The sequence below is a fragment of the Rothia sp. 27098_8_161 genome (assembly GCF_041432905.1).
Taxonomy (GTDB): Bacteria; Actinomycetota; Actinomycetes; order Actinomycetales; family Micrococcaceae; genus Rothia.
In genome coordinates this window covers 13,091-39,149 of sequence record NZ_JAPWAL010000014.1, presented here as the reverse complement: position 1 = coordinate 39,149, position 26,059 = coordinate 13,091, and the positions used below count along the sequence as shown (strand labels likewise).

The window sequence follows — 26,059 nt, the reverse complement described above, 5'->3', positions numbered from 1 at the left end:
CTTTAGCCGCAAGCCCACTCAAAGACGACCTGCGAGAAATCGCGGGCGGCAAGTGCCTCCGGAGTAATCAGCCAGTTCGCCGAACCAGCATCACCCCACATGATCTCAATCTCCTCGTCTTCGTTCTCTTCATTCTCCGATTCAGAGACGATAGTCAGCAGGTTCACCGTGTGGCCGCGCAACTCCTTGAACTCGTCACGCGGGTCATTCTGCACGAAGAACGGGTAGCCACCCACGTGGGAGTATTCTTCCTCCGACTCAAAAGGTTCCGTCAGCTCGTAGAGGGCTTCGCGGCGTGCCTGGTTCTTGTACGGGTTCTCGTGTGCTTCGGGCAGCAACTCATCCGGGTAAGTTTCATCCCACTTCGCACCAAAAACATCGTAGTAGTCATAGCCGGAGGCGGTCACACCCTGCTCACGCATCTCGAAGGTCATGCCGTACTCAATCTCAAGCGGGCCGCTCTCACAGTCGAAACCGCCAATAGGCCAGCCGCCCTCGTCCCAGTCAACGTTCGGGAACGGAGCATCCGGGTTCGGCTCATCCAGAGTCTCGTAGTAGACGACGCGGTGGTTCTTCTGCGAGAGCGGCTTCTCGTAGTCGTAACCCCACAGGCATTCTTCGTCATTGGGGTTAATCCAGAACTGCAACAGACCGGTCGCCGGGTAGATATTGTTTTCGGGCAGGTCAGCGCAGTTGATCTGCGCAATCATGCCCAGCGGCTCCCCCTTCTCATTGGTCGGCGGCAACTCGCCGGCGGGCAGGTACGGGCGGCCACCAAATTTAGAAGCAGTCTGCGGCAGCGGCGCTTCGGGGCGGGTTACCTTCAGACGGATCGCCTGCTTGCGGGCGCCACGCTCGTTGAGTGCGTCGATGACGCGGCGTACCTGCGCCAGGGTCTCTTCTGAGGGCTTGTTCTTCGGCATGATGTGCTCGTTTCGTCGGTGAATTATTCGGTGTGGAAGGTGCGGGCAACGATACCGCTGCGCCTTTCTGCCCCCATTAGACCCTATTTCGGGCGGGCACGCACCGATTCCGGTCACGAGTGCATCCAGCGGGCAAAAAGCAGGTGCATGGCGTGCAGAAAGCGCCGATTCCGGCCGCATAGGAAAGCACCCGGTTTTCTGTGTTTTACGGGCGGTTTCAGAATTTTTCAGAATTTTCCCAGTTTTACCCCGGGGTAGATTAAAAACTGCTTATCGTGTCAGGGGTCGCTCATAGAGTGTAGGTGTTGGAAGGGACGATCCTTCCGACCGGACACGCCGTCTCCTGCGGTGTTGCCGCTAGGTTAATTCAGCATCTACGGAAGGAACGGTCATGGAAAACACCACTCACGAGAGCCAGTACGCAAACGCAGAGATTTCCTGCACCGCAGATGAGCAGCTGTGCCGTGATGCAGAGTTCAACCTGCTAATGCAGGCGGGCACCATCGTTCGTATGGAGCGTTTCAACGTGGAGGAGCTCCGCGGCGTTCTGAAGCAGCTGGTGGCTGACGGTTCGTGCTTCCGCACCGCGCCGGTGTCCTCGACTATGGACCGCGTGATGCGTCACCTGACTCAGGGCGCTTCCGGTTACGAGGCGAACCTGGCTGAGCTACGTGCGGCGGCGCAGAACGCTCTGCTGTTCGTGTTCCCCCTGGAGAAGGACCTGGAGATGTGCCTGCGCTTTGAGCGTGTGCAGGGTACCGGCCTGGCGTTGACTCGCCTGGGTGTGAGCCCGGTCAATGGTGACCTGTGGACTCAGCACTGGGCGATGCGCGTGCTGGAGTGCACTGGCGGTGTGTTCGCGGTGGAGTCCGCTCCGGGGGCCTGCGATTTTGAGCTGCACCACAAGGTGTTCTACGCGATGCTGTCGCTGGTTGAGCTGTCGACTTTGGGTCTGTCGGCTGAGCCGAAGGACTTCTACATGTTTGCCGATTCGGAGGCTGTGTGTAAGAAATTCAAGCGTGAGCGTCGTGATTGCCGCCGCGCAATGCGTGCCCAGTACGACCGCGCCGCATAAGGTATATCGTGTATGTCATATCCGGCATACACACATATCAGAGCCATTTATTCTTCTTGAAGAACCAATAGAGGAGCAGACAGGAACCCACCATGAGCAACAGCGCGGCGGGGTAGCCGAACTGCCATTTGAGTTCGGGCATGACCTCAAAGTTCATGCCGTAGATCGAGCCAACGATGGTGGGCACCATGAGCAGCGCCGCGTAGGCGGAGATTTTCTTAGTGTCATCGTTCTGCTGCTGACCGAGCAGGGTATCGTGCACGCGCAGAGCGTTTTCGAGAGAGCTACGAAGGTCTTCAAGGCGTTCTTTTGTTTGTGTTACGTGGTCGAGCACGTTGCGGAATTGCCGGGCGAGCTCAACCGCTTCTTCATTCTTTTCTTCGTCGGATGCGCCCGGGTAGGGTGAGGGGTCGAGCGCACCGGTGCGCATGCCTTCGATGATACGGCCAATCATGGATTCGAGGGGTCGGCAGGCACGCTGGAAGTCGATAACCTGGTTGAGCAGTTCGTAGATGCGCTGGGCGAGGGTGTTGGCGTCTCGTCGCTCATTGGTGGAGAAGAGGATGTCTTCGATTTCGTCACTGTCGTTTTCGAGGCCGTCCAGCACGGGTGCATACCCGTCGACGGTGCTGTCGAGGATACGGTGCAGCAGTCGAGCGGGGGATGCGTCGGGGGTGGCGTAGAACAGGTTGAACTGGTCGTTGATGCGCTGGTTGTTGCGTTGTTCGTCGCGGACGAGTGCGAGGGTGTAGCGAGGGCCGGTGAAGAGGTGCAGTTCGCTGAGGCGCACTTCTTCTTCTTTGTCGAGGTAGATAGCGGGGCGGATGACGGTGAAGAGGGAGTCGCCGTATCGTTCTAGTTTGGCGCGCTGGTGGCCTCGTCCGGCATCTTCGATGGCGAGTTCGTGCAGATTGAAGGTTTCTTGCAGGCCGTACAGTTCGTAGATGTCGGGGTTGGCGTATCCGAGGGCGACAGCGGTGTTAGGCTGCTGGTAGGCGTTGAGGGTTTCTTCTTCGGGTGCGCCTATGCGGATACGGTCTCCGCTGGGGTAGATGGCTCCGGTAATGTAGGTCATCGTTGTCCTCCTCTGAACGCTTTTGCACCACGTGTGCGAGGCGCTCTTTCCAGCATACGGCACACGCCCCACCCGGTCACATGTACCGCGCGTGCACCCGGCATACGAAAAGCCCCCGGAAGGCACCAATAAGGTACCCTCCGGGGGTTCACGTATTTAGCTTATTAGATTAGTTTTCGTTGATGAGGTCGCGAACCACAATGGTCTGATCACGATCCGGGCCCACACCAATCGCAGAAATACGGCAGCCGGAAATCTCTTCCAGCTTCAGCACGTACTTACGGGCATTCTCGGGCAGCTCATCCAGGCTCTTCGCATCCGAAATATTCTCGGTCCAGCCGTCGTAGTACTCGAAAATCGGCTTAGCGTGGTGGAAGTCAGTCTGAGTCATCGGCATCTCGTCGTGGCGCACACCGTCAACATCGTAAGCCACACAAACCGGGATCTTATCCAGGCCGGTCAGGACGTCCAGCTTGGTGATGAACAGGTCGGTGAAGCCGTTGATACGCACAGCCTGACGCGCCAGCACGGCATCGTACCAGCCGCAACGACGCGGGCGGCCAGTGTTCACACCGAACTCGCCGCCGGTGGTTCGCAGGAACTCGCCCATCTCATCGAACAGCTCGGTCGGGAAGGGACCAGCACCCACGCGGGTGGTGTACGCCTTCTGAATACCAATCACGCGGGAGATGCGGGTCGGGCCCACGCCCGAACCGACGCATGCACCGCCGGAGGTCGGGTTGGAGGAGGTCACGAACGGGTAGGTGCCGTGGTCAACGTCCAGGAAGGTTGCCTGGCCGCCCTCCATCAGCAGGGTCTTACCCTCGTCCAGTGCCTTGTTCAGCAGCTGGGTGGTGTCCACAATCATCGGCTTCAGACGCTCAGCGTATGACATGAAGTACTCGACGATTTCATCGACCTCAACGTGGCGGCGGTTGTAGACCTTCACCAGCAGTTCGTTCTTCTGGCGCAGTGCACCTTCAACCTTCTGGCGCAGAATCGACTCGTCCAGGATGTCCTGAACACGCACGCCGAGGCGGCCAACCTTATCCATGTAGGCGGGGCCGATACCGCGGCCAGTGGTGCCGATAGCACGCTTGCCGAGGAAACGCTCGGTCACCTTGTCCATGGTCTGGTGGTAGGGTGCGACCAGGTGTGCGTTAGCGGAAATCTTCAGGCGGGAAGTATCAGCGCCACGAGCCTCAAGGCCGTCAATCTCAGCGAAAAGAGCTTCAGGGTTAACAACTACGCCGTTACCAATCACGGGGACGGCGTTATCGCTCAGGATACCCGCGGGCAGCAGCTTCAGCTCAAACTTCTGGCCGTTCACCACCACGGTGTGACCGGCGTTGTTACCGCCGTTGGGCTTGACCACGTAGTCTACGCGGGGTCCGAGCAGGTCGGTTGCCTTGCCCTTACCCTCATCGCCCCACTGGGCGCCCACAATCACGACAGCTGACATTTTTTGTGCTCCTTGAAAGCCTTGAAGATACGCACCGGATTTCACGGCGCGGCGGCGACCTACCGCCTCATGATCCGGGTAGGCACAGCTCTTCTAATGATACCGTGCCCACCCCTTTAAGTCCCGTGTAACGAGTCGATAGGCATGCCGAATACGGTGCCGGTGAGCTTCACCGAGCACGGCAACGCCCCCATCCAATATTCAGACGGGGGCGCTACCGATATGAGCCGTGAAGACTACTTGAGGATCTCGATGAAGGTCATCGGGTAGGTGTACTGCTCACCGCGGTTTGCAGCTAGAGCAGCCAGGCTGTGGAAGATAACCATCAGGATAGACACAACCAGCGGGACAACCCACAGGATGATGCCCAGGATGCCGAAGGTCACCACCATCAGCACCCAGGACGCCATGCTGATGAGCCACAGGGAGAAGTTGAAGTTGAACGCACGACGTGCCGATTCCTTAGTGAAACCGTAACCAGGCTTGTCCTTGTAGATGAACCACATCACCAGCGGTGCGAGAATACTTGCGGTTGCAAAAGACAGTAGCGACAGAATTGCAGAAGCCAGGTGTGTGAGCATCGCCATGTTCTGGTCATCCTTGGAGGAAACCACGTAACCGTTGGGCTGACCCGGCGCCTGCGAGTAGGAGGGTGCCTGCTGGGAGTACTGGTTGTACTGTTCAGGGTGCTGGGACATCGTTCTTTTCCTTAATCTATCGATGAGTGGATACAGCTAATCGTTGAGGCGCGGCAGCAGAATAACTCGCCGTTTTCGGCGGGTGCCCGCCTCGCTCTGCTTGGTCGCAACGCTCGTGATGGTTTCACCCTATCAAGGCAAGGTAAATGGAATATTAACCCTCGCCGGACAGCAGGCGAAGAAACCCGAATATGACAAGAAAAAGACGCCTCTGCCCCTCCACGCGGTGTTACGTGCGCGGAGGGGCAGGTCGTTATACGGTTCTGGGGCTACTCTGTTGTTTTGTGAATCCCTCGATGTCCGCGTAGCCATCCGGCCGGCGGTGTACACCAGGTAGTACCAGTACTCGGCATACCCCGTCTCCGCTTTCTGGATGAGTTCCCTCAACCGGTTCTTACGCTTCGCCGCCTGAACAATACCCACAATCCATAGGATTGGCACCACAAAAAGTGATCATATACCGATAGTGATGAAGAAGAGCAGCACCGACATGCCGGCACTACCATCAAACATGCTCACCAAAGGAACCAGCACAAACGGGTTCAGTATCAGTAGGGCAAAAAGCACAGTTTCCGAGACGAATCGGATGAACCACCAGAATTCATTACCGGCTGATTAATGTCAATACACCGATGCGAAGTGTGGCTCACAGACGGGGTGCACTCGCACACCAGCATTTGTGATAGATGTTCAATAGATGTTTGAACAATAACAACTAAATCTGAAAAGAAGCTGAATTTGAGTGCAAGTGAACCATATGAAAGACCGTGCTGACGAATATGTCCACAATTTGATGTATTTAGAAGTAATAAACGCTTCACAAGCCACTTTGGAGTGTATCCTAGTTCACATCTAGCGTGTTCAAGTTCAGCTAGAACTCACCAGAAAAACACACAAGCCTCCCAGAAACACCCCGGGAGCCAAGCAAAGGAGCACCGTGAAACACACCGCCTCCCCAAACCCCCACGGCTGGTCGCATCGACACCGAATCGGCAGTGGGCTACTCACCCTCAGCATGGCACTGAGCCCCCTCGCAGCACTGGGCACCACCGCCCACGCCGCGGAAGACCCCGACGCCACCAAGCAGGTACTCAGCAAAAGCATGAAGAGCGCCAGCGGCACCGTCACCGCCTTCGTCCGATTCAAAGGTAAGGGCGCCTTTGAACAGACCCAGCCCGCAGGCGTACGCACCGGCACGCAGGCACCCGTCAACCAAAGCTCGCAGGTGCAGGCCATCGCCTCCCAGGTGCAGAGCCAGGCACAGCAGGTCAGCAACCAGTCCGGCGCCCAGGTTCTCTACACCACCCACAACGCAGTACGTGGCGTGGCAGTGCGCGGTGACGCCGAGTCCATCAAGGCGCTCGCCAACCGCTCCGACGTGGAGAAAATCTCGCCCATCCTGCCCAAGTACCGCCAGAACGCGGGCGCCGCCATTGACGCAGGCTCCCTCGCCACCTGGACCGGCACCACCAACTCCGCCGGAGCGGGCGGATACACCGGCAAGGGCGTAAAGATCGCCGTCATCGACTCCGGTATCGACTACACCCACACCGATTTCGGTGGTAGCGGCAAGCTCGAAGACTACGAGAAGGCATCCAAGCTCACCGAGCTGCCCTCCGCAGACTCCGGCCTCATCAACCGCACCAAGGTTGCTGGTGGCTACGACCTCGTCGGTGACAACTACGACGGTAGCAACACCGCCGTTCCCGACGGCAACCCGCTCGACTGCACCACCGGCGGCCACGGCACCCACGTGGCTGGCACGGCGGCAGGCTACGGCGTAAACGCCGACGGCAGCACCTTTACCGGCGACTACAGCAAGCTCACCGCAGAGCAACTCAAGGCAATGAAAATCGGCCCCGGCGTCGCCCCCGACGCTGAAATCTACGCCTTCCGCGTCTTCGGTTGCAGCGGCAGCACCAACGTCGTTATCGAGGCGCTCGACCGTGCCCTCGACCCCAACGGTGACGGCGACTTCTCCGACCGCGTGAACGTGGTCAACATGTCCCTCGGCGGCGAGTTCTCCCCGCAGGACGACCCCGAAGCCTACGCCGTTGACGCGCTCACCCGCGCCGGCGTTCTCTCCGTGATCTCCGCGGGTAACGCCAACGACTACAGCCTGCGCGGTGACACCTACTCCAACTCCGGTCACCCCGCCACCGCAGCCAGCGCAATCACCGTGGCCAACGCCTACGGCTCCACCCGCGCCGTCGATGCGGCAGAGCTGACCGACCCCGCCACCGGCACCACCCGCAAGGTACGCGGCGACTACAGCGCCTCCTACCCCTGGGCACAGGCAGGTAGCAAGGATTTCACCGGTGAAGTCACCGCAATCTCCGAGAACAACCGCTACGCCTGCAACGCTCTCAGCGCTACTGAAGCGGCAGCTGTAAAGGGCAAGTGGGTGCTCATCGACTGGGCAGAAGCCGACGGTAACCTCACCTGCGGCTCCAAGGTGCGCTTCGACAACCTGCAGGCCGCAGGCGCCAAGGGCGTACTGCTTGCAGGCCATGACGAAGAACCCGGTCTGGGTATTGCCGGCAACGAGACCCTGCCCGGTTTCCGCCTGGCAGCATCCGCCGCTAAGGACCTGCGGGCACAGATTACCGCAGCAGAAGCGGCAGGTAAGCCCCTGACCGTGCGCCTCGGCAACGAGCTGAAGTCCTCCCTGCGCGTAGACACCGGCAAGCTGGATCAGCTGAACCCCATGAGTGCCCGCGGCTTCCACGGTAGCTACGGCTACACCAAGCCCGACATTGCGGCACCCGGCTCGTACATCACCTCCGCGGCGGTAGCAACCGGTAGCAACTCCGTGACCTTCAGCGGCACCTCCATGGCGGCCCCCTACGTGACCGGCTCCGCCGCCCTGGTCATGCAGAGCCACCCAACCTACACCCCCGCACAGGTCAAGTCCGCCCTCATGAATACCGCCACCCACGATGTGCGCACCGAACCCGGTGCCGCATACGCGGTGGATCGTGTGGGTGCTGGACGAGTCGACACCCTCGCTGCCGTGCAGTCGAAGTCCCTCGTCTACAACGCTGACAAGAGCGGTACCGTGTCCCTGAGTTTCGGCGTGCTCGAGTACGCACCGGATGCAGGCGTTCAGACCCTCACCCGCGAGGTGACGGTCGAGAACACTGACTCCGTGGCGCACACCTACGCCCTATCCTACGCTGAAAGCACTAATATTCCCGGTGTGGAATATTCCTTCCCCTCCGCGGTCACCCTTGCACCCGGTGAGACTAAGAAGCTCGAAGTCACCGTACGCATCGACCCGGCCAAGCTGGAGAAGACCCGCGATCCGGCAATGGACGTAACCCAGAACGCAACTGACTACTACACTGGCAACGAAACCGTACCCGCACAGTACCGTCAGTACATTGCGAGCGCCTCCGGCCGACTCGTCCTCACTGAAGACGGCACCAAGGCATTGCGCCTGCCCATCCACGTGGCACCCAAGCCCGTGAGCACCATGCACGCTGCTGAAAACACCGTCACCTTCACCCAGAAGCCCTCCAGCGACGAGGCACAGAAGGCAGACACCGGCTGGACCAAGTCCCAGATTTCGCTGCGCGGCACCGAGGTCAACCAGGGCGGCTACCGCTCCCTGCTTGGCGCTTTCGAGTACGGTGCGAGCGTGGACCGTGTGGCTCCCACCTCCCTATCGCTGAACAGCAACGTTAAGGCGAACCTGCAGTATGTCGGTGCTTCCTCGGATGCGCCCGCACTGAAGGCGGCCGGCGGCAACGCTGATGACGGCACCCTGCGCTTCGGTATCTCCACCTGGGCGAACTGGGATGTTGTCTCCTACGAGAACACCTTCACCGTAGAAATCGACACTGACGGCAACAACCGCGCCGACTACAAGCTGGTCACCGACCGTGCTAAGGGCCTGGACTACCCGCTGGTGCGCCTCTACGGCTACAAGAACGGTAGCCTCGTCGAGCTCGCCCACTATCCGCTCAACGGCGCCTGGGGTGATGTGGACACCAACATGATGGACACCAACACCCTCATCATGGGTGCACCTCTCAAGGACCTGGGCCTGACCAGCGCAAACAACCCGGACATCCAGTACCGAGTCAGCGCAACCACCCAGTACGAGTGGGGTAACGTCAGCGAAACCGGCTGGATCAAGTACCGCCCCTTCAGTCCCAAGCTGTGGTTCAGCGGCGACGACTCCTCCACCGTGGCTGGCCTCCACCCGGATGCCCCCACCACCACCCTGACGGCGCACCGCTCCGCTGACGCAATCCCCGCGCTCGGCGAATCCGGCGCACCTGCCAAGGCGCTGCTGCTGCACCTGCACAACGGCACTGGCGACCTCTCCGGCACCAACAGCGCTAAGGGCAACCGTGCCGAGGTGCTGAACATCAAGGAGCAGCAGACCGAGTACATCACTCCGTCCCGCTTCACCGATGTGAAGAACACCGACCAGTTCTACACCGAGATCTCTTGGTTGGCTCAGCGTCGCATCACCACCGGCTACCCGGACGGTACCTACCGCCCACTGGAGTCCGTGGAACGTGGCGCAATGGCGGCGTTCTTCTACCGCATGCAGGGTTCCCCGCAGTTCACTGCCCCCTCCACTCCGAGCTTCAAGGACGTGCCCACCACGCACCCCTTCTACAAGGAGATTGAGTGGATGAAGGCTCAGGGCATCACCACCGGCTATTCGGACGGCACGTTCCGCCCCTCCGCACCGGTGAACCGTGACGCCATGGCTGCGTTCTTCTACCGTGCCGCGGGTTCCCCGCACGTGGACCTGCCCGCAACCAGCCACTTCAGTGATGTGTCCACCGATAACCAGTTCTACCGTGAAATCACGTGGCTGGCTTCGAAGGGCATCAGCACCGGCTGGCCCGACGGTACCTACCGCCCGGTAACCCCCATTGCCCGCGATGCGATGGCGGCGTTCATCTACCGCTACACCGAGAAGGTTGCTAACCAGGCCGGCCGCTAGACGGTAGTGAACCGGTAGCGAACAGTTCGGGTTCCCTCCCACCCCCCTGCATGGGGTGGGAGGGATACCCAGAACCGGCAGGCTCCGGGGTTGAAGACCTCGGACCCTCTCAAGTTTTGGTGGCGGTTTCACCGGCGGACGCACTCACTCGTCGTCTGCCGGTGGGGCCGCCTCCGCATATCACCGATATACAACCACAGAGCACACAGCATCCAGCGAAAAACAGAAAATCCGAAGGAGGATTCCATGACAACGCCTCATGCGCCACGCCGCAGAATGAAGGCTGTCGGTGCGACCGGTTTGAGTGCGGCTCTTGCCCTTACTCTCGGTGTTCCCGCCACTTTCTCTGCAGCTCACGCTCAGAGCCCCCAGCAGGTCGAAGGAAGCACTGCGAGCGCATCCGGTAACGCTGCCTCGCGTATCAGCCCGGGCCTGCAGAAGGCTGAAGGCCAGATCACTGTGTATGTGCAGTTCAAGGGCAAGGGTGCGTATGAGCAGACCCAGTCCTCGGCTGTTCTGGCACGTAAGGAGGCGCCGGCGAACCGTCAGGCGCAGGTGCAGGCTATTGCCGCCCAGGTGCAGTCGCAGGCTCAGTCTGTGGCGGCTGCTTCTGGTTCTAAGCTGATGTACACCACGCATAATGCGATGCGTGGTGCGGCGATTACTGGTGATGCTGCGCAGATTCGTGCGTTGGCGGAGCGCCCGGATGTGGAGCGTATTTCGCCGATTATCGCGAAGGAGCGCATGAACTCCGGTAGCGAGATTGATACGAAGACTCTTGCTACGTGGACTCGTGAGAATACGGGGTACACGGGCAAGGGCGTGAAGATTGCGGTTGTTGACTCCGGTGTTGACTATACGCACGCTGATTTTGGTGGCCCCGGTACGGTGGATTCGTACCTGAAGGCTAAGGCGATGACGGAGCTTCCGTCTGCTGATTCGGGTCTGATTGATCGTAATAAGTTCATTGGCGGCATTGACCTGGTCGGTGATGACTACAATGCGTCGGTGGCTGAGAAGTCGACTCCGCAGCCGGATAATAACCCGCTGGATTGCCGTCCGGATGGTTTCGGTTCTGGCGGTCACGGCACCCACGTGGCGGGTACTGCCGCCGGTTATGGTGTGACGGCGAACGGTACGACTTACCGTGGCGATTACAAGAACCTGACGGAGGAGCAGCTGAAGGGCATGTCCATTGGCCCCGGTACTGCTCCTGAGGCTCAGATTCTGGCGATTCGCGTGTTCGGTTGCTACGGTAACTCGAGTGTTGTGATGAAGGCACTGGATACCGTCATGGACCCGAACGGTGACGGTGAATTCTCTGACCGCGCCGACATTGTGAACCTGTCTCTCGGTGGCGAGTTCGCCCCGGCTGACGACCCCGAGTCGTACATGATTAATACGATGGCGCGCCAGGGCGTGTTCACTGTGGCCGCTGCCGGTAACGCCAATAACTACAACGGTGTGGGTGACACCTACTCTGATTCGGGTAGCCCCGCGAATGCGGCTGCGGCACTGTCGGTAGCGAACGCCTACGGCTCCACTCAGCCGATTGACCGTGCCCGCGTGACCACGAAGACTGGTTTGGAGTGGTTGCAGGGTGATTATTCGGTGAACTTCAATTATTCGAAGGCTACCGCTGATCAGCTGCGCGGCGAGGTTGTTGCCGCGCCGAAGCGTAACCGTTACGCTTGCGAGGCCTTCACCGCTGAAGAGACGAAGGCTCTGAAGGGTAAGTGGGTTTACTTCGACTGGGATCAGGACGACTTGTCGTTCCCGTGCGGTTCGAAGGTTCGTTTCGATAACGTTCAGACTGCTGGCGGTCTAGGTGTTGTGATGGCCGGTAAGGCTGAGCGTTACACCATCGGCATTGGCGGTAATGCGACCATTCCGGGTCTGCGTCTGACTGCTTCTTCGACGAAGGACCTGGAGAAGGCTCTGGTTGCCGGTCCGGTGACCGTTGAGATGAACCTGGATTACAAGGCTTCGGGCCGTGGCCCTCACTCGCACGCTTTTGACCTGAACACTTCGAGTGCTCGCGGTCAGCACGGTGCTGATGGCTTCATTAAGCCTGACCTTGCGGCGCCGGGTACTGAGATTGTGTCTGCTGCTGTGGGTACGGGTGCTAAGGGTGTGTCCTTCACCGGTACTTCGATGGCAACCCCGCATGTTACCGGTATTGCCGCCCTGGTGATGCAGGCGCATCAGGATTACAACCCGCAGATGGTTAAGGCTGCGCTGATGAACGGCGCGTCCACCCCGATCAAGAATGAGCAGGGTGCGCAGTATGCGGTGGATCGTGTGGGTACGGGCATGGTGAATGCTCGCGCCGCCGTGGACGCGAAGGTTATCGCGTACGACGCGAAGACCCCCGAGCGTGTTTCGACCGCGTTTGGCGTGCTGGAGTACACCCCCGATTCGGGTATTCAGACTGTTCAGCGTGAAATCGTTCTGGACAACACCGATTCGCAGGCTCACACCTACACTCTGAACTACGAGGCAAGTACGACCATCCCGGGTGTGGAGTACTCCTACCCGCAGCAGGTGAGCGTGGGTGCCGGAGAGCGTAAGAACGTGACCGTGACCGTGCGTATTGACCCGTCTAAGTTGGAGAAGACCATGGACCCGGCGATGAGCGCGGACCAGGTCGCTCAGGACTGGACGACCGGTCAGACTCTGGCTGCTGGTAAGCGCCAGTACATTGCGAGCGCTTCTGGTCGCCTGATTTTCTCGGAGAATGGCCGTGAGGCGATTCGCCAGTCGATTCACGTGGCGCCGAAGCCTGTCTCCGCGATGCGTGTTGATGCGTCCCGTATTGATTACAAGGGCACTCCAGATAAGGAGTCCACGGTGACTCTGCGCGGTACGACTCTGAACCAGGGCGGTTACCGTTCGCTGCTTGGTGCGTTTGAGCTGGGTGCGGTTAGCGACCGTATTCCGTCCGGTCAGCTGAAGCTGCCGTCGAACCAGGCTGTTGACCTGCAGTATGTGGGCGCTGTCTCGGACGCTCCGGCGTTGAAGGCTGCCGGCAAGAACCCGAACGATGGTTCTCTATTCTTCGGTATTTCGACCTGGGGTACTTGGGACACTATGCACTGGGGCCGTCAGGTGCAGGTGCAGATTGATACGAACAACGACTCCACCGCAGATTACGTTCTGGAGGTGACCCGCGAGAAGGGTCTGGACTACCCGCTGGTGAAGGTCTGGTCCATCTCCGGTAACGCATCCACCGTGGTGGCTCGCTACCCGTTGAACAGTGCCTGGGGCGACACCGACACCAACACCATGGACACCAACACCATGATTCTGGGTGTGCCGCTGAAGGACCTGGGCCTGACTGCTGAGAAGGCGCAGACCATCAAGTACACGGTGCAGACCGACACCTGGTACAACGATGGCAACCCCTACGTTGACACCACCTCGGCTATCGAATACTCCCCCTTCAACCCCGGTGTTTGGTTCACCGGTGAGGAGTCGGGCGTGCCCGGCCTGTTCGTGGATCGTGACGGCGGCCAGCTGACCGTTCACCGCAAGAACAACAACAAGGAGCGTCAGGCTCTGTTCCTGCACATGCACAACGCGACCGGTGACCTGAGCGGCCGTAAGACCGCTAACGGTATTGCCGCTGGCGACCGTGCGCAGGTCGTGAAGGTGGCTCGCACCATCCACGATGCACGCTTCACCGACGTTCCGAAGGACAACCAGTTCTACCGTGAGATCACGTGGATTGCTGCCCGTCAGATTGACCGCGGCTACCAGGACGGCACCTTCCGCCCGCTGAACAACATGGACCGTGCAACCATGTCTGCGTACTTCTACCGTATGAGCGGCTCGCCGCAGTACACCGCACCGTCCACCCCGAGCTTCTCGGATGTTCCGCTCAACCACCCCTACTACAAGGAGATTGAGTGGATGAAGGCTCAGGGCATCACCACCGGTTGGCCTGATGGTACGTACCGTCCGGAGGCGTCGGTGAACCGTGACGCGATGGCGGCGTTCTTCTACCGTTACGCAGGTTCACCCGAGTACACTGCCCCCGCGCAGGCTCGTTTCACAGACGTTCCGACCGACAAGCAGTTCTACCGCGAGATTTCGTGGCTGGCTGAGCAGGGCGTGACCACCGGTTGGCCCGATGGTTCGTTCCGTCCTGTGGAGCCGGTGCACCGCGACGCTATGGCGGCGTTCGTGTACCGCTACAGCACGGGTGTGCTGAAGGAAAGCCCCGAAATCTAGGGTTTATAAGGTTCTACCGCTGTAGGTTCTACCGAGGGAGCCGTATCGTTGCAGTTTATCTGCGGCGGTGCGGCTCCCTTTTTCTGTGGTTGGGTGCTTTCTACTGACGCATAATGTTCCGTAATACGAGCCTGACTAGGTTATATAAAGAATCGTTGAGACAATAAGTGAAGGTTTCTTCACCAGGCGGCATGAACCTTGACGTTCACGCTGCACGGACACCCTGGAGGCGCACTGCAGACACGCTGGAGACGCAGTGCGGACGCACCGTAGCACTCTCGGTGCAGAACCCTCGATGCAGAAACCGCTAAGAAACACACCATCACTAAAAAGGAGCATTCAGTGGCAACCTTCCCTGAAGCTACCCCTGCACGAGCAGCCCGGCACACACAGCCGGGTCGCTTCAAGCAGCTGGCACGCAGCTGCGGCGCACTCACCCTGGGGCTCACCCTCGGGCTGACCGCCTTGCCGTTCGGTACCGCCGCCTACGCGGGACCGGGCATAGTACGCGGCGCAGACCGCAACGCACCCCACCATGACACCGGCACCGGCGAGAACAACAACGAAGTCCTCTCCCCCAGCCTGGACGGCGCCACCGGCGAACGCGCCGTGTTCGTCCGATTTAAGGGTCAGGGTGCGTACGCACAGACTCAGCCGGACGCAGTCCGCTCCCGCGCACAGGCACCCGTCAACGCGCAAGCACAGGTGCAGGCGATTCGTGCCAGTGTGCAGCAGCAGGGCGCCTCCGCGGCGAAGGAATCCGGCGCGCAGGTCCTGTACACCACCCACAACACGATGCGCGGCGTGGCGCTCTATGGTAACGTCGAGCAGATTCGTGCGCTCGCAAACCGCAACGATGTGGAACGCATCAGCATCATTGAGGACATGGCACCGCAAAACAGCGGCACCCTCATCGATACCGACACGCTCTCCGTGTGGGCGAAGAGCCCGGCGAACCCCGCCTCCACCGGCTACACCGGCAAGGGCGTGAAGATTGTCGTGCTCGATACCGGTATCGACTACACTCACGCCGATTTGGGTGGCCCCGGCACGCAGGAAGCCTTCGAAAAGGCTAAGGTATCCGACACGATTCCCGAGGGTACCTACGATCCGAAGAAGTTCCTCGGCGGCTACGACCTGGTCGGTGACGATTACAACTCCGCCAAGAAGGAAACCTCCATTCCCCACCCGGATAACAACCCGCTCGACTGCGGCGGCCACGGTAGCCACGTGGCGGGCACTGCAGCAGGCTACGGCGTGAACGCGGACGGCTCGACCTTCCACGGCGACTACTCCAAGCTCACCGAAGACCAGCTCAAGGACATGAAAATCGGCCCGGGCTCCGCACCGGATGCCCAGCTGATTGGCCTGCGCATCTTCGGTTGTAAGGGCACCACCGCGTTCGTCCCCAAGGGTCTGGACCGCGTGCTCGACCCCAACGATGACGGCGACTTCTCGGACCGAGCCGACATCGCGAACCTGTCGCTCGGCAACGAGTTCGGCGTATTCGATGAGACCGTGAACTACGCGGTCGGCTCCCTCTACCGCGAGGGCATCCTCTCCGTGATTGCGGCGGGTAATGCAAACAACTACAACGCCGTGGGCGACACCTACTCCAACTCGGGCGGTCCCGGCACCAGCGCCTACGGTCTGACCGTGGCGAACTCCATCGGCTCGACCCAGCTGGTGGACCGCGTGAAGATTCTCGCCCCCGCGAACGAGGCGGACACCTACGGCGACTACTCGGTGAACTTCGACTACTCGAAGGCGACCGAGGAGCAGCTTCGCGGCACCGTCGTGCGTGCCGCATCCCGCAACCGTTACGGCTGCGAAGCATTCACCGAAGAGGAGGCCGCTGCTCTGAAGGGCAAGTGGGCTCTCATCGACTGGGCGGACGCTGACGGCGTATCCCCCTGCGGTTCAAAGGTGCGCTTCGACAACCTGCAGGCGGCGGGCGCAACCGGCGTGGTGCTCACCTCGAACACTGAGGTTGGTGACACCGCTATCGGCGGTAACCCCGGTATTCCGGGTGTGCGTCTGTCAAAGAGCCAGGTGGAGCGCCTTTCCGCGCAGATCGATTCGGGTGAGCTGACCCTGCAGCTCGGCGAGAACCTGCGCGACTCGATTCGCGTGCCCAACGGCAAGCTGGATCAGGCGAACACCTCCACCGCGCGTGGCCTGCACGGTTCGCACGGCATCACCAAGCCGGACGTTGCGGCACCGGGTACGAACATTTCCTCCATCGAGGTTGGCAGCGGTACCGGTTCGAGCGTGAAGACCGGTACGTCCATGTCCACGCCCTTTGTTGCCGGTGTGGCGGCGCTGATGATGCAGGCGCACCCGGAGTACGGTCCGCGCATGCTTAAGACCGTCATCATGAACACCGCCGACCACCACATGCAGGACGCCTGGGGTAACCCGTACGCGGTGGACCGTGTGGGTACCGGCCGCATTAATACGCGTGCGGCGGTGGCTGACCGCGTTATGCTGTTCAACGCGGCACGACCCGAGCAGGTTTCGGACACTTTCGGCGTGCTTGAGTACACCCCGAACGCCGGTGTGCAGACCCTGCAGCACCGCGTGAACGTTGAGAACACCGATTCGGTGGCGCACACCTACACCCTGAATTATGAGGGCAGCACGAGCATCCCCGGTGTGGAGTTCTCCTACCCGCAGTCCGTTTCTGTGGGTGCCGGTCAGAAGGCAACGTTCACCGTGACGGTGCGTATTGACCCGTCGAAGCTGGAAAAGACCCGTGACCCGTCCATGTACCCGAACCAGGATTCGGTGAACTACTCGACCGGTACGGTGACCATTTCGGGTGCCCGCCAGTACATTGCGAGCGCTTCGGGCCGCCTGATCCTGACCGATGCTGACTCTTCGGCTGCGGTGAAGACCCTGCGCATGCCCCTGCACGTGGCACCGAAGCCTGTCTCCGCGATGCGTGTGGCTGGCTCCGATATTGCCTTCGATTCGAATGGTCTGGGCGCGCTGGAGCAGACCCTGACCCTGCAGGGTACCGCAGTGGATCAGGGCGGTTACCGCTCCCTGCTGGGTGCCTTTGAGCTGGGCGCTTCGAGCCCGCGCATCCCCACCGCGAAGCTGGGTGTGGGCTCGGATTCCCGCATGGACCTGCAGTACGTGGGTGCCGCCTCGGATGTGGCGGCGTTGAAGGCTGCCGGCGCGGACACCTCCGCCGCGCGCCTGTCCTTCGGTATTTCCACCTGGGGTAACTGGCAGGAGGTGACCCCGCGCGGCACCTACTACGTGTTCGTTGATACCGACAAGGACGGCGTGAGCGACTACCGCCTGCAGACGGTGCGTGAGAAGGGCCTGGACTACCCGCTGGTGAAGGTTTCTAAGCGCAGCAACGGCAAGTGGCAGGCCATCGAGAACGCCCTGTACCCGCTGAACGGCACCTGGGGTGATACGGACACCAACATCATGGATTCGAACACCCTGGTGATGACTGTTCCGCTGAGCGTTCTGGGTCTTGACCCGAACGCCGAGTCCACCGAGATTTCATACTCGGTGACCACTTCGAGCGCGTTCTCCGCTACGACCGTGGTTGATACGACTGATTCGGTGGTGTTCAACTACGCAGCGCCGAAGCTGTGGTTCAGCGGCGAGTCTGCGGGCGTTCCGAACCTGTTCGTGGACGCACCCTCCACGCAGCTGGTGGCGCACCGTAACGGCGATACGAAGAACGTTTCTGCACTGTTCCTGCACATGCACAATGCGACCGGCGACCTGTCCGGCGTGAACGGTGCTGCGGGTGAGCGTGCGCAGGTTCTGCGTGTCTCTTCGAACTCTGAGGCTACCGCTGCGAGCGCACACTTCAAGGATGTTCCGGCGGATTACCCATTCGTGAACGACATTAACTGGCTGGCTCAGCGTCGTATTACGACCGGCTACCCGGACGGCACGTTCCGCCCGAACGGTTCGGTGGAGCGCGGTGCTATGGCGGCGTTCTTCTACCGTATGGCGGGTTCGCCGCAGTTCACTGCACCGTCCACTCCTAGCTTTAAGGATGTGCCGCGTGACCACCCGTTCTACAAGGAGATTGAGTGGATGCGCGCTCGCGGTATTACTACCGGATGGTCGGATGGTACGTTCCGTCCGAACGCTGCTGTGAATCGTGACGCTATGGCGGCGTTCTTCTACCGTTTTGCGGGTTCGCCGGCGTATTCGGCTCCTGCGGCGTCGCCGTTTAGTGATGTGTCGGCCGGTAGCCAGTTCTACCGTGAGATTTCGTGGCTGGCTGAGCAGCGTATTACGACGGGTTGGGCTGATGGTTCGTTCCGTGCGGTTCAGCCGATTGAGCGTGGCGCGATGGCGGCGTTCTTGCACCGTTATAACGTGCGTGTGCTGAATAACCGCTAGTCAGAACGTTATATCTGAGCGCTAAATACCCCCGGCGGATGCTGTACGCATCTGCCGGGGGTACTTGCTTGCCCTGCCCGAGGCGGGCTAGTTAGTGGCGGCGGGCTTCTTTACGGTTGAACTTCTCAATGGCGGCTTCCACCTTGGACTTGCGGTGACTCAGCTTCCAGAGGCTAAAAGACTGCGTCAAGGTACTCTTGCCTATCTCCACGAGGGAAGGCAGCCCCTGCCGGATGAGTGCCTCATTGATTTCTTCCTGGGTGGCGCCCTGCTCCTTCATCTGCTCGACGATGATGTTCGCCTCCGCTATTTTCCCGGAGGTGAGCGGGTGGTTTTCGAGGCTGGTTTCGATGTCTACGAGCTCATCGTAGAGTTCAGTTTTTGTTTTTGCTATGGTGCTGTCTTCACCGTCCTTGGTTGACGTGTTCTGTGGCGTAGCGGGGGTGGGGGCGTTTTCCCTCATCACCGGCTATTTTGAACGGTATTTGAACCGTATGTTCATGCTAACAGCCGCACGGGTTGTCGCACAGGGTTTTTACCGGTGAGTATGCTGTGTATTTTCAGGGCTGAAACGATACTGAACCCGCCGCGTACGCCGCGCTGAACGGACCGTGTGGAACACTACCTCGCCTCCCTCGGCGGTTCACCGCACGGGCCATAAGGTGGAGCGTACACTTAAGTCATGCGTGAATTACAGGCACAGATTATCCGTGAAATGGGCGTCAAGCCCAACATGACCGAAGAGCAGGCACGCGAAGAAGTGGAGCGCCGCATCCAGTTCATCTGCGACTACCTGGAAGCCACCGGAAGCCGCGGCCTGGTACTGGGCATCAGCGGCGGCATTGACTCCACCCTGGCGGGTCGCCTCTGCCAGCTGGCGGTGGACCGCCTCAATGAGCGTGGCCGCACCACCGAGTTCGTGGCAGTGCGTCTGCCCTACCGTGTGCAGCACGACGAAGAGGACGCGCAGGAGGCGCTGCGTTTCATCCAGCCCACCCGCTCCCTGACCTTCAACATTGCCGAAGCCGTGGATGGCTTCGACACCGCCTACGCTGCCGCGACCGGCGAGCAGATTAGCGATTTCAACAAGGGTAATGTGAAGGCGCGCGCCCGCATGATCGCCCAGTACGCGATTGCTGGCGGCCCCGGCTACCTGGTGGTCGGCACCGACCATGCAGCGGAATCCATTACGGGTTTCTTCACGAAGTTCGGTGACGGCGGCGCGGACCTGCTGCCGCTGGCTGGTCTGAATAAGCGTCAGAACCAGCTGTTGCTGCGTGTTTTGGGTGCGTCTGAGCGTCTGTGGGCTAAGCCTCCGACTGCTGACCTGCTGGACGGCGTGCCCGGCCGTACCGATGAGGATGAGCTGGGTCTGACTTACCCGCAGATTGACGACTACCTGGAAGGTAAGGAAATCGACGAGGCGGCAGCTGCAAAGCTGGAGCAGATTTACCTGCGTAGCCGCCATAAGCGCACTACTCCGGTGACGATTTTTGATTCTTGGTGGAAGAACTAGCGCGGAAGAATCTAGCGTCTTCCGGTTGAGCGCCTCAACCAGCGTAAGAACTAACGTAAAAGCCCCGGCTCCCTCGATGGGAGTCCGGGGCTTTTACTATGTTTTCGCAGGCTGAAGACTATGCCTTCTGCTCGGACTGTGCGCCAGAAACCTGGGCGGCCTGAGCATCAGATTCCTCAGAACCTTCAGCTTCTACCTCAGGCTCAGCGGGCGGTACCTTCGTGCCGCCCGTAGCGAGGAACAGTACCAGACCCAGCACGCAGGCGAGCACCTGAGTGAAGGGGAACGCCCAGGTCAGGCCCTTAAAGCCGAACCACATATTGCCGAAGTACACGGCGGGGAAGAACAGCAACGCAATGCCGAGGGTCATCAGCATTGCCGGGCCGCCCTTACCGGATGCCTGGAACCAGGAGACAAACACGATGCTGACCGCGTTGAACACGGCGGCAAGCATCAGCGCGACCAAGACCTCTTCGCCGGTGGAGACCAGACGCTCATCACCAACCACGGCAAGCAGTTCGCGGCGGAAAATCAGCACCGGGATAGTGAGCACCACGGAAGTTGCCACAGACAGTATGGTTGCGGTGCGCAGCGCCTCCTTCACGCGGGCGCCGTTGCGGGCACCGTATGCGTAGGCGTACAGCGGAATACCGCCCATGCACAGGCCCATACAGAGCATTTCGGGCACCATGTTCAGGCGCATTGCTAGGCCGAATGCCGCCACAGTATCATCACCGTAGGAGGCAGCGAGGTTGTTCAGCAGCAGGGCGGAGAAGATCAGGTTCAGGCTCTGAATGAGCTCAGCGGCACCGACCGCGACCACGGGCTTAATGATGGCGGGGTCGAGGGAGAAGTCACGGATGTTCGCGGAGAAGTTCTCGCTCTTACGCATCAGGAACAGCAGGTAGTACAGCATGGACGCAACGTTCGCCAGGACCATCGCCCAGCCGGCACCGGCGATACCCATGTCCATGATGGCGATGAACAGCACGTCAAAGATGCAGGTGACGACGGTGCCGACGATGATGCCGTACATGGACTGCTTGGCGTAGCCTTCGGATCGGACCAGCTGTTCCAGGGTGAACATGCCGATGGCGAAGGGGGCGCCGAGGAACATGAGGTGCACGTAGATGCGGGTCGGTTCGTAGGAGCCGCCGGAGGCACCCATAATGCCGGTAATCGGGTAGGCAAGGATGAAGCCGATAATGGCGGCGATAACGCCTGCACCGAGCGCCGAGTACAGCGCGAAGGAGGTGACGCGGTGGATTTCGTGGGCGGGTTCGCCTGCTCCGAGCTTGCGGGAGGCGAGGGTGGAAGCGCCCAGACCGAACAGGCCCGCAATTGCCATGATGACGCCGAAGACGGGCACACCGTAGCCGGTGGCGGCGAGCTCTTCGACGCTGCCGTAGTGGCCGACGAAGTAGGAGTTCACCACGTTGTAGATGCTGGTGATGGCGAGGCCGAGTGCCATGGGCACGCCGAGAGAGAGTAGCGCCTTGAGGATGGGGGCGTCTTTGAGCAGGTAGATGTTCTGCGGGTCTTCGCTTGCACCGTGCGGGCCATGTCCTGCGGTGGGTGCGGTGTTGTTGGATGCGCCGTTTTTGGGCGCGTTGTTTTCAGTCTGGTGGGACGTCATAGGTTCCTTGGTCTGTGCGGTCCGGTCACTTGTGTGCGTCAGATAGACGGCTGATGTCCGCGAGTGTGCGGGGCCGGGGTGCCCGAAATGTCTTACTCATTCCCTGGGCCGTTGAGGCTTCCGCGTAGGGGGGGGGTGAGTGCGGGCGTAACTTTCATATTTTACCGATGTTCAGTGCGGGTGGGTAGATACTCACCCTGAGCAAAACCTGCCTTATGGCCGCTTGGGGTGCGCAGATACGGGAGGGCGCACAGAGGCAGCGGCAACATAAAGTAACGAGACGCCCCTCCCCGTTCAGGGGTGGGGCGCCTCACCTCATACGTATCGCATGTAGGAGCGTGAGCTATTCGAGCTCAAGCGGGCCGAGCACACGCGACACCTCAATGTCCAGGCGTTCCTGGATTTGGTGCAGTACGTTCGTGTCGATTCTGACTTCGTCACGCAGACGCTTAAGGATGTCACGCTGAACTTCGAGCACGCCCAGGCGCAGTTCCTTTTCCTTTTCGTTCGCTTCGAGCACCTTCAGCACGTTCTCGGGGGTGTCGTCGCCGTGCATGTGCAGGGTGTGCAGGTTGCGGTACATACTCATGTTGAACATGTACTCTTCCGCGATGCGGTCGATGACTTCCTGCGGGGCGTTGATGCGTCCACCGATTTCCTGGATGGAGTCGAAGGACTCGGCAATCAGGGTGCGGATTGCTTCGTTCATCTCTTCTTCTTCGCTGTTGTCGACCGGCAGGTTCGCCCAGCGGATCACGGCGGGCAGCAGCATGCCCTGCACGACCATGGAGCACAGCACCACACCGGACACCACGAAGATCACGAAGTCGCGGTATTCAACACTCGCCGGGATGGACAGCGCCACCGCCAGGGACACGCCGCCGCGCAGACCCGCCATGGTGGATACGACACGTCCGCGGTGGGTGGTGCGCAGGGTGCGCTGCTTTTCGCTGCGGTCAAGCAGTCGAATCGTGAAGATGGACGCCTGCAGGAATACGTAACGAATGGCAACGCAGGCAATCCAGGCGACCAGCACAACGAGCAGGCCGTAGCTCCAGGTGGTGCCGTAGAGGTTGATGGTGACACCCATACGTTCCACGGCGGTGGGCAGCTGCACACCGACCATGACGAACAGCACGGCGTTCATGACGAAGGTGACGAACGCCCAGGTGGGCAGACCGTAGGTGCGGTTCTGCGGTTTGATGGTGTCCGGGCTGTAGTAGGTGAGAAAGAACGCCGCAATCACGACAGCAACCACGCCGGAGCCCTTCATATCGGGGAAAGGCTCGATCTTCTCCGCGAGCAGGAACGCGATGAAGGGCACGGTCAGCATGAAGCAGGTGAACCACATCGGGTTGTCGATGTGGGCACGAATCTTGTTGGCTACCCAACCGACTGCCAGACCGACCAGAATACCGATGAGGAAGGAGAAGAAGAACATGCCGCTGGAGTGGCCGAGGGAGAGTCCTTGGCCGGCGGCTACCTGCATCGCGAGGGTTAACAACACGAGGGTCGTGCCGTCGTTAATGAGTGCCTCCGCCTTAAGCGTGGTGATGGAGGACTTGGGCAGTTTGCCGTTGAGGGTTGCGACGGCGACTGCGTCGGTGGGTGCGAGCGCCACACCGATGAGCAGGGCCGCACCCCAGATGCTCACGCCAACGAGCTCGTGCAGAATCCCGGCGACACCGAAGGCGGTCACGATGACCAGCAGGGTTCCGGTGAGGATAATGCCGCGGATGCGGGTGCGCGCTTCACGCCAAGAGGTGTTGCGGGCTTCCCAGAAGAGCATGATGGGCAGGAAGATTTCGAGGATGACGTGCGGCGGCAGGCCAATACTCTGAACTTCGTGCAGTTCGTGGGCGGGCATAATGCCGATAGCCAGGCCAATGAAAATCAGCACAATGGCGGGGGTGATCCGCGTTTTGTGCGCGATTGCGCTGCCTACGAGGACAGCGAGGGATAGTGCGATAACGACTTCGAGCATGCTGTTCCTTTTCTTGGGCACAGGGGTACTGGACGCTCGGGTGCTGATATGGGTGTGCCCGGGCGCAGTTCCTGGTGCGCTACATGGTCTGTGAAATGTGTTGATGGTTGCCCTGCGGGCTTTTGTTCTAGGTGGCGTTTACGATGTGGTGAGCGCCTACCCGCGGTGCCCGTGTGCAGGGTTCTACTGGGTTAAAGAGTATACCGGCGGTTTTATTTCCTACGCTCGCTGGCGGGGCTGTCTACTTCATGGGTGCGGGCACCTTTCATGACATTTTGTGTCATTCTGACGTAAACTTCGGGTCGTACCGTGTCAGAGAACAGAAAATCCACCTCCGTGAGTGCGCGTGAGCACTCAGAACGTGAGAAGATAAGGTCATGACTGATAACAACACCGTAACCGGCAGCCCGCTTGTTAAGCGCGGCCTGGCCGACATGCTCAAGGGCGGCGTCATCATGGACGTCGTCACCCCCGAACAGGCTAAGATCGCTGAAGATGCTGGCGCTGTTGCCGTCATGGCTCTCGAGCGCGTTCCCGCGGATATTCGTGCGCAGGGCGGCGTGGCTCGTATGTCTGACCCGGACATGATTGAGGGCATCATTGATGCTGTTTCGATCCCGGTCATGGCGAAGGCACGCATCGGCCACTTCGTTGAGGCTCAGATTCTGGAGACTCTGAAGGTCGACTACATTGACGAGTCTGAGGTTCTTTCCCCCGCTGACTACGTGAACCACATTGATAAGCACCAGTTCAAGGTTCCTTTCGTGTGCGGTGCTACCAACCTGGGTGAGGCTCTGCGCCGCATCACCGAGGGCGCCGCTATGATCCGCTCGAAGGGCGAGGCTGGCACCGGTGACGTCTCTGAGGCCACCAAGCACATCCGCACCATTAAGCGTCAGATTGCTGAGCTGCAGGGCCTGTACAACACCATGCCCGATGAGCTGTACGTGAAGGCTAAGGAACTGGCTGCACCGTACGAGCTGGTTCGTGAGGTTGCTCAGACCGGTAAGCTGCCCGTGGTCATGTTCACCGCTGGTGGTGTGGCTACCCCCGCTGACGCTGCAATGATGATGCAGCTCGGTGCTGACGGCGTGTTCGTTGGTTCCGGTATCTTCAAGTCGGGCGACCCGGTTGCTCGTGCGAAGGCTATTGTGAAGGCTACCGCTTTCTACAATGACCCGGAGAAGGTTGCTGAGGCTTCTCGTGGCCTGGGTGAGGCTATGGTCGGCATTAACGTTGCTGACATTCCGGCACCGCACCGCCTGGCGGAGCGCGGCTGGTAATTCGTGCGCGCACCCCGCATTCGGGGTGAGTGTTTGATGAGGGGGTGGGGTTCGCTGAGGCGGGTCCCACCCTCCTTGTGTTTGTTGTGTTTGTTGTTTTGTGAAGGGAGCGGTGATGAAGGTTCAGCCTACCGGTGTTTTGCCGGGTGAGGGTTTGACGGTTGGTGTTTTGGCGTTGCAGGGCGGCGTGAGCGAGCATGCGGAGATGCTGGAATCTTTGGGTGCGCAGGTACGTTGGGTGCGTACCGGTGAGCAGCTTGAGGGTCTGGATGCGCTGGTTCTGCCCGGTGGTGAGTCGTCGACGATTGACCGTTTGACCCGTATTTTTGGTGTGCGTGAGCCGCTGATTGAGGCGATTTCTTCGGGTCTGCCGACCCTGGGTACGTGCGCTGGCCTGATTATGTTGTCGGAGCGTATTGATGATCCGGCGCCGGGTCAGCAGTCGCTGGGTATTTTGGCTGTTTCGGTGGGCCGTAACGCTTTTGGTTCGCAGGTTGATTCTGCAGAGGTGCGCCTGCCGTGGTTGACCCCTGCCGGTGATGAGGTGGTTATTGATACGGCGTTTATTCGTGCGCCGATTGTGACTGGCACTGGTGAGGGTGTGCAGGTGACGGCTCGTCATGAGGGGAAGATTGTGGGTGTGCGTTCGGGCAACCTGATTGGTATTTCTTTCCACCCGGAGGTTACGGGCGATACGACCGTGCATGAGGAGCTACTGGCTCTGGCACGCGAGGTAAAGGGCAAGTAACCCCTCCCCTAGCTCCGCTAGGAGCCCCTTTAAAGAGTTGTGGCGGTGACCGTTATTCGGTCACCGCCACAACTGTT

General features: G+C 60.1%; 14 protein-coding genes. 7 read left to right on the top strand and 7 right to left on the bottom strand.

Annotation, left to right across the window (positions count from 1 at the left end; translation table 11 throughout):
* Window positions 1-2 precede the first annotated feature (2 nt).
* A complete protein-coding gene (locus O3648_RS05985) occupies window positions 3-923 on the bottom strand; it encodes a YwqG family protein (protein ID WP_371569069.1) in 921 nt (306 codons plus the stop codon).
* 391 nt (window positions 924-1,314) lie between these two features.
* Between O3648_RS05985 and O3648_RS05980 the strand changes: the two genes are divergently transcribed.
* A complete protein-coding gene (locus O3648_RS05980; RefSeq protein ID WP_279741512.1) occupies window positions 1,315-1,998 on the top strand; it encodes an integrase in 684 nt (227 codons plus the stop codon).
* A 37-nt stretch (window positions 1,999-2,035) separates the two neighbouring features.
* On the opposite strand, the gene O3648_RS05975 is transcribed toward O3648_RS05980, so the two are convergent.
* The 3 genes from O3648_RS05975 to O3648_RS05965 all read right to left on the bottom strand — a co-directional run bounded on the left by O3648_RS05975 (window position 2,036) and on the right by O3648_RS05965 (window position 5,233).
* Complete coding sequence (locus O3648_RS05975) at window positions 2,036-3,073, bottom strand: magnesium and cobalt transport protein CorA (protein ID WP_279754973.1); 1,038 nt, start codon at window positions 3,071-3,073, stop codon at window positions 2,036-2,038.
* A 169-nt stretch (window positions 3,074-3,242) separates the two neighbouring features.
* Window positions 3,243-4,535: an adenylosuccinate synthase gene (locus O3648_RS05970; RefSeq protein WP_279741516.1), complete on the bottom strand. Its 1,293-nt coding sequence runs from the start codon at window positions 4,533-4,535 to the stop codon at window positions 3,243-3,245.
* Window positions 4,536-4,771: 236 nt separating this feature from the next.
* The gene (locus O3648_RS05965) at window positions 4,772-5,233 is read right to left on the bottom strand and encodes a DUF4870 domain-containing protein (RefSeq protein WP_279741518.1); all 462 of its coding nucleotides are present in this window, start codon (window positions 5,231-5,233) and stop codon (window positions 4,772-4,774) included.
* Window positions 5,234-6,170: 937 nt separating this feature from the next.
* Between O3648_RS05965 and O3648_RS05960 the strand changes: the two genes are divergently transcribed.
* From O3648_RS05960 to O3648_RS05950, 3 genes are all read left to right on the top strand, one after another.
* Window positions 6,171-10,199 carry a S8 family serine peptidase gene (locus tag O3648_RS05960; RefSeq protein ID WP_371569066.1) on the top strand — a complete coding sequence of 1,343 codons (4,029 nt, stop codon included), beginning with the start codon at window positions 6,171-6,173 and terminating at the stop codon, window positions 10,197-10,199.
* Window positions 10,200-10,445: 246 nt separating this feature from the next.
* Window positions 10,446-14,432: a S8 family serine peptidase gene (locus tag O3648_RS05955; protein WP_371569063.1), complete on the top strand. Its 3,987-nt coding sequence runs from the start codon at window positions 10,446-10,448 to the stop codon at window positions 14,430-14,432.
* Between the two features lie 342 nt (window positions 14,433-14,774).
* Window positions 14,775-18,815 (top strand): S8 family serine peptidase, encoded by a 4,041-nt coding sequence (locus tag O3648_RS05950; RefSeq protein ID WP_371569060.1) that lies wholly within the window; start codon window positions 14,775-14,777, stop codon window positions 18,813-18,815.
* A 91-nt stretch (window positions 18,816-18,906) separates the two neighbouring features.
* Here O3648_RS05950 and O3648_RS05945 read toward each other — a convergent pair whose 3' ends face one another.
* Window positions 18,907-19,278, bottom strand: a complete 372-nt coding sequence (locus O3648_RS05945; RefSeq protein WP_279791354.1) for a recombinase — start codon at window positions 19,276-19,278, stop codon at window positions 18,907-18,909.
* 219 nt (window positions 19,279-19,497) lie between these two features.
* Between O3648_RS05945 and nadE the strand changes: the two genes are divergently transcribed.
* On the top strand, window positions 19,498-20,331 hold the full coding sequence (gene nadE, locus O3648_RS05940; RefSeq protein ID WP_279741524.1) for an ammonia-dependent NAD(+) synthetase: 834 nt from the start codon (window positions 19,498-19,500) through the stop codon (window positions 20,329-20,331).
* 118 nt (window positions 20,332-20,449) lie between these two features.
* Here nadE and O3648_RS05935 read toward each other — a convergent pair whose 3' ends face one another.
* Window positions 20,450-21,967, bottom strand: coding sequence for an MATE family efflux transporter (locus O3648_RS05935; RefSeq protein ID WP_371569057.1), 1,518 nt, complete (start codon window positions 21,965-21,967; stop codon window positions 20,450-20,452).
* A 343-nt stretch (window positions 21,968-22,310) separates the two neighbouring features.
* Window positions 22,311-23,951 carry a Na+/H+ antiporter gene (locus O3648_RS05930; RefSeq protein WP_371569055.1) on the bottom strand — a complete coding sequence of 547 codons (1,641 nt, stop codon included), beginning with the start codon at window positions 23,949-23,951 and terminating at the stop codon, window positions 22,311-22,313.
* A 377-nt stretch (window positions 23,952-24,328) separates the two neighbouring features.
* Between O3648_RS05930 and pdxS the strand changes: the two genes are divergently transcribed.
* Together pdxS and pdxT are read left to right on the top strand one after the other, a co-directional pair.
* Window positions 24,329-25,234 (top strand): pyridoxal 5'-phosphate synthase lyase subunit PdxS, encoded by a 906-nt coding sequence (pdxS, locus tag O3648_RS05925; RefSeq protein WP_005507298.1) that lies wholly within the window; start codon window positions 24,329-24,331, stop codon window positions 25,232-25,234.
* A gap of 115 nt (window positions 25,235-25,349) precedes the next feature.
* Complete coding sequence (gene pdxT / locus O3648_RS05920) at window positions 25,350-25,982, top strand: pyridoxal 5'-phosphate synthase glutaminase subunit PdxT (protein WP_279789831.1); 633 nt, start codon at window positions 25,350-25,352, stop codon at window positions 25,980-25,982.
* Window positions 25,983-26,059 lie beyond the last annotated feature (77 nt).